At 33.9% G+C, this 5,652-nt stretch carries 5 protein-coding genes; all 5 read right to left on the bottom strand.

Annotation, left to right across the window (positions count from 1 at the left end):
• Positions 1–797: hypothetical protein (locus tag Q0C22_RS07120; RefSeq protein WP_291493206.1), on the bottom strand; the 797-nt coding region annotated here is incomplete at its 3' end.
• Positions 798–1,628 carry an AAA family ATPase gene (locus Q0C22_RS07115; RefSeq protein WP_291493204.1) on the bottom strand — a complete coding sequence of 277 codons (831 nt, stop codon included), beginning with the start codon at positions 1,626–1,628 and terminating at the stop codon, positions 798–800. It abuts the gene before it with no gap.
• Positions 1,625–2,818, bottom strand: a complete 1,194-nt coding sequence (locus Q0C22_RS07110) for a type II secretion system F family protein (protein WP_291493202.1) — start codon at positions 2,816–2,818, stop codon at positions 1,625–1,627. Before Q0C22_RS07110 ends, Q0C22_RS07115 begins: the two co-directional genes overlap by 4 nt.
• Positions 2,815–4,455 (bottom strand): GspE/PulE family protein, encoded by a 1,641-nt coding sequence (locus Q0C22_RS07105; RefSeq protein ID WP_291493200.1) that lies wholly within the window; start codon positions 4,453–4,455, stop codon positions 2,815–2,817. Before Q0C22_RS07105 ends, Q0C22_RS07110 begins: the two co-directional genes overlap by 4 nt.
• A 2-nt stretch (positions 4,456–4,457) precedes the next feature.
• Entirely contained in the window at positions 4,458–5,453 is a 996-nt protein-coding gene (locus Q0C22_RS07100; RefSeq protein ID WP_291493198.1) for a type II secretion system protein, read from the bottom strand.
• Positions 5,454–5,652 lie beyond the last annotated feature (199 nt).

The raw sequence follows: 5,652 nt of genomic DNA, 5'->3' as shown, positions 1-5,652 counted from the left end.
TGTTTAAATGCTTTGTAGTTTTCTTTGTGTTTTGGGGTTAAAAAATTAATATCGTTTTTATATAGCAAACCCAGGACTTCAATGTATTCTATAATCTGAGATTGTGTTAAATTGCCAATTTTTAAAAAAAGTTCTTGTGCTTCAATATTGACACTTAGTAAATTATCAAACAATTCTGATGAGCCTAAGCAATATATATTTTTTTTATTGTATTGTGTTAAAACGCCTTGTAAAAAGTTACCAAGTTCCTGGTATTCGCTTTGGAAACCTTCTTTATGTATGGTTTTAGCACTTAACTTCTCATTATCAAAAGCAATAACTCTTATATAATTGTCTTTTTCTATAATAATTACTGCTTGCGGATCTTTTTGGTAAAAAGCGCAAAATAGATTTTTAATTGCAATTTCAACAGGCACGCATTGTTCAATTGTACAATCAAGTCTATCTATAAAATCAAAACTATCTTTATTTACCGCTACATAATAAAATAACGCTTTTGTTTTATCAACTTGCTTTATTTTTTTGTAGCTGATTTCAAACTCATTACCAAAAATACCCAGATGACCTACTGCATTTTTTATTGCAGTATAGGTTGCAAGCTTTGATAAGCTTATAAATTCATCTGTATCTACATACAAATTAGATTCAAATGCTAAGCTAACTATGTCTTTTGGTTTAATAAATTCAGGCAAAGTTTCTATATCAGATTCTTTAATATCCAGTATCTCAAAATTTGACCCATTTTTATACGAAATTATTTTTATGCCTTTTTTTGAACAATACAAGAGTTTTTTCATTTAAAATCCAAACCTAAGTTTTATATTCAAACTTTGCAAAGCTTCTTTTACAATAGCAAAACTAATTCTATTTGTATTTAGTGAATATGCAATAAAAAGCGACCTTGAACATATTGTATTAATTAGCCTTGGTATGCCAAGTGAGCTTTTTGCAATAGTTTTTAGCGCAACATTTGTAAAAGACAGATCGCCTCTTTGGACTTTTGATAATCTAAATAAAATATAATGCAAAGCTTCCTGCTTAGATAACTGATCCAAAGATTCATAAATGCTTATACGTTGCCTCAACTGGCGCATTGCATAGCTTGAAAGTTTGTTGTTAAGTTCTGGTTGACCTACAAGCAAAATTTGCATCAATTTGTTTTTTGTTGTTTCTATATTTGATAATAATCTCAATTGTTCAAGCGTTTCGTTGGGCAGATCCTGTGCTTCATCTATAATAATAGCCAATCTTTTTCCATTTTGAGAAAGTTGTATAAGATAGTCTTGAAATTGCCTCAAAAGCACATCAAGGTTAAGCTCGCTATCAGTTTTTATACCCAAATCGTACAAAATGGCTAAAATCAGCTCTTTTGGCTGCAAAATTGGTGATATTAAAACTGCTGTTTCAAAATTTTCAGGCATATTTTCAAGAAGCATTCTAATAAGCATGGTTTTACCACATCCTACTTCGCCAACAACTACTGCAAAAGCTTCATTTGACTCAAAAAAATATTTTAGTATATCAAGTATTTGCGTGTGAGATCTGCTTGGAAAGTAAAAATCTAAATCAGGTGTTAATCTAAATGGATCATCACTTAACTTAAAAAAATCAAGCACTTCTTGCTTCACCTAACAGCTCCCATTTTAGATACAAGCTGATATACAGGCACAATTAAAGCTAACACAATGATAAAAAAGAATATACCGGCAATGGTCAATACTATAGGTTCTATTGTTTTTTCCATTACTTCTACCATGCGATTGACTTTTGTATAGTATGAGTTTGCAATATAGCTCATCTGTTTGTCGAGTTCGCCTGTTTTTTCGCCTGCTGATATCATACGCACAATAAATGGTTCAAATATTTTACTTTTTCTAAAGGATTCGCTTAATCCCATACCGTTTTTTATACTATTATTGGTGTTTTCTAAAGCAAACTTAAATACAAGGTTTTTGAAAGCTTTTTTTATTATATCAAGCGAATTTGTAATAGATACGCCCACACGCAAAAGCAATGCTTCATATTCAAAAAAAAATGCAAGGTTGCTAGTTAAAATAAGCGTACCAAAAATCGGTATTTTATATATAGTAGAATCTAGAAAAAATTTACCTTTTTCACTTAGCTTTAGCATAAAAAAAATCAAAGAAAATACAACAAAAACTAATGGAAAAATCCACCAATAATGATTTAAAAAAGCCACACTTTTTATGAGCAAAATTGTAGGTAAAGGCAACTTCAAACCCATTGTGCTAAAAACAGCAGTTAGCTTAGGCAAAACATAAAACATCCAAAAAGCCGCTGCACCAAGCATAGATAAACTTACAAACAAAGGATACATTAATGCCCTTTTTGTGTTTGATACAATATCTTCAATTTTTTGCAAATGCTGTGCTGCATCGTTTAAAACATTTGAGAGTGCGCCTGATTCTTCTCCAATTCTAACCAGATGCACAAGTACATCTGGAAAAACCTTGTGACGCTTTAATGCATCTGAAAAGCTCATACCTTCTCTAATATCAAAAATCACTTCTTCTGTTATAAACTTAAAGCGCTTATTTTTTGTATTTAAAGCAAATTCATCCAACGCTTCAAGCAGTGAGATACCACCACCCAGCATCAAAGACAAATTATTGCAAAATTCTATAATTTCTTTACGTTTGATTTTTGGCTCAAAAAAAGAAAATCTAATAGGCTTAAATTTTATAGGGATTAAATTATCCCTTGCTATTCTTGTTAATAAAGCTTCTTTAGATGGGCTAATAAATATGCGCACTGCCAAATTGCCTTCGCTATCAATAACCCAAACCTTATACTTCATCTACCAAATACCCTTATGACTTCTTCTATATCTGTAATGGATTGCACTACCTTCTTTTTTGCATCATCTAAAAGTGTTCTCATTCCGCTTTCGTAGGCTTGTTTTTCTATTTTGTAAAGCGGTTCATCTTGCGCTATAAGGTTCCTAATGGCATCATTTATAAGCAAAATTTGAGAAACTACCGTACGCCCTATATATCCTGTAAAATTGCATTTTGGACAACCATGTTTTTTAAATATGTTGATTGGCTTATCAATGCTTAAAAACTCCATATCTTCACGCGATGTTTCAACTTCTTGCTTACAAAAAGGACAAAGCTTTCTAACAAGCCTCTGGGATACAAGTGCTACAACAGAGCTTGCAATCAAAAAGCTATCTGCACCTAAATCTTTAAGTCTTGGAATAATTCCTATGCAATCATTTGCATGAATAGTTGACAATACCAAGTGTCCTGTCATAGATGCCCTTATTGCCATTTGAGCTGTTTTTGCATCCCTGATTTCGCCAATTAGCATTACATCTGGATCCTGCCTCATAAATGATACTATAGCGCTTGAAAAATCATACCCTGCAAGTTCATTTACCTGTGTCTGGCGTGCCATCGGGTATTTATACTCAATTGGATCTTCTACTGTCATTATGTTTTTTTCCAAAGCATTTATGCGGCGCAGTGCAGCATAAAGCGTAGTGGTTTTGCCAGAGCCTGTTGGGCCGCTTATCAGTATAATACCATAAGGTTTTGAAAAAGCCACTTCAAGTTTTGCCAGGTCTTTTTCATCAAAACCCAAATTAGGCATAGAGTATAAACTGGAGCTTGCACCAAGTATTCTAATAACAACATTTTCACCATATACTGTACGCACGGTTGAAACTCTCATGTCGTAAGTTTTTCCTAAAAATTCAAAGCTGATGCGCCCATCCTGAGGTTTTCTTTGCTCTGATATATCCATACCAGATCTTACTTTTATGTTTGATATAAAACGATTTGCAAGTGTTTGTGGCATAGAGTATACCAGTTGCAAAACACCATCTATGCGAAAATGTATATGCAGGCTTTTATCTGTAGGCGTTATATGTATGTCGCTTGAGCGCATATTTATTGCTAAAATAAAAATTGAGCGTGTAAAATCTTCCATATTTATATCTGCATTGGGGTTTGACCTAATTACATTTATAACGCGCTCTATATCCTGCTCTATGGGGTGCTCTAATAGATAATAATTTGTTTCAATTGCTTCTTGTATTTCGCTTTGACTTGCTATGTAAAAGTTTGGCTTTAATGTGGTAATGCGAGATATTAGGTCAAAAAGACGCTCATCATCTGGATTTGCAATAGCAATACTTAAAGTATTGTCTTTTTTTTCAAAAGCAAGCACCTTATGCTGTCTGCAAAAATTAAGGTTTATAAGTTTCATTGCATTATTATCGGGCTTAATTTCTTTTATATCAATAAATGGCAAATCAAACTGCTTTGAAAGGCTTAAGGCAATTTCTCTATCTGTTACAATACCAAGCCTGACTAAAACTTCTCCTAAAAGCTCACCTGTAGCTTTCTGTTCTTTTAGGGCAAATTTTATATGATTATCATTAATATATCCTTCGTCTTTTAATAACTCGCCTAAGCGTTTTTTAGCCATGGTTAATAATAATAGACACCACTGCCTACAAGTCCATTTTTATCTGTAAAAGTTATATTTGCTGTGCAAATATTAACAAAGAGCAATGCAAACTGATTATAGAACGTCACAGATTTATTATTTGCACTGCAAGTTGCACTACAAAAAATAGATGGACTTGCAGATGCGTTGCATGTATATGGTGGAGAACCACCGCTTACAGTTACTGTACCAGTACCCGATTGAAAAGTATAGCCAGAAGGTGGCGTTAATGTTAACTGATTTTGCTGTGGTGGCTGTTGCTGCGATGATGAAGTTAAAGTGCAAGTTGTCCCACTGCAGCTGCCGCTGTATGTGTAATTTGTGCAAAACTTGCCAATAGCGTCTGTTATGGATAATGCCATTACACTATCGTCGTAGGTATTTGAAAGTGGGTATTGCTGGCTTGCAAAAACGCCATTTGAGTTTGTAATTGTATTTGGACTATCAAGTTTGTTGTTTGCACCGCTTGATATGATAACAAAAGCGTCCATTATAGGTGTAGCATTTGGAGCATTGATTGTTCTTACATCGCTTGAGCTAAGCGTAGGGTTTTGATTGTAATAGTAGTTTAGCGCATAAAGCACAGCGCAGAAGTTTTGCATATTGCCTGCATTTGTTAAGCTTAGATTTATTGCGTTTGCGCCGTTTATTGATATATTTAACGCTCTATTATTTACTGCATAGTAGAATGTATTGCCATACGCATCCTTTTGGAGCCCGCCTATTGTATTATATGGCAGGTAGCCTATGTTTTGATTTGAAGCAGTGCCATTTGTGTTTGATGCAGCAAGGGGTAGTTTGCCATTTGCCATTGCATAACCTATAATCGTATTGTAGTTTTGGTTTATAAGACTTTGATTTTGCGTATATTTTTGCTGAGCTATAAGCCCAGGCAGCAAACTTACGCCAACGCCAATTAATAAACCAATTATAACAAGCACAATGGCAAGCTCAATTAAAGTAAAACCTTTTTTCATAAATAAAAAAATAGCGGCGCAAAATTTGCACCGCTAAAATCAAATTTTAATGTGGCTGCTGGTTGTAGAAGAAAACAAGCACACCACTTGTACTGGTTGTTGGTGTAGCAAAAGCTGCATTAGTACCTGTTAAAGCTGCTGATTGAGCAGTAGCATAATAGCCATCATAAGCGTTGGTTTTAGGAGTCGTACCAGTCGT

It is taken from the genome of Desulfurella sp., assembly GCF_023256235.1.
Classification (GTDB): domain Bacteria; phylum Campylobacterota_A; class Desulfurellia; order Desulfurellales; family Desulfurellaceae; genus Desulfurella.
Note: the sequence above shows the minus strand (reverse complement) of the source record. Positions and strands in the feature narration are given on the sequence as shown.

Coding starts and splice junctions, on each gene's coding strand:
- Q0C22_RS07110 (WP_291493202.1), bottom strand. CDS start 2,818: ATGAAGTATAAGGTTTGGGTTATTGATAGCGAAGGCAATTTGGCAGTG.
- Q0C22_RS07105 (WP_291493200.1), bottom strand. CDS start 4,455: ATGGCTAAAAAACGCTTAGGCGAGTTATTAAAAGACGAAGGATATATT.
- Q0C22_RS07100 (WP_291493198.1), bottom strand. CDS start 5,453: ATGAAAAAAGGTTTTACTTTAATTGAGCTTGCCATTGTGCTTGTTATA.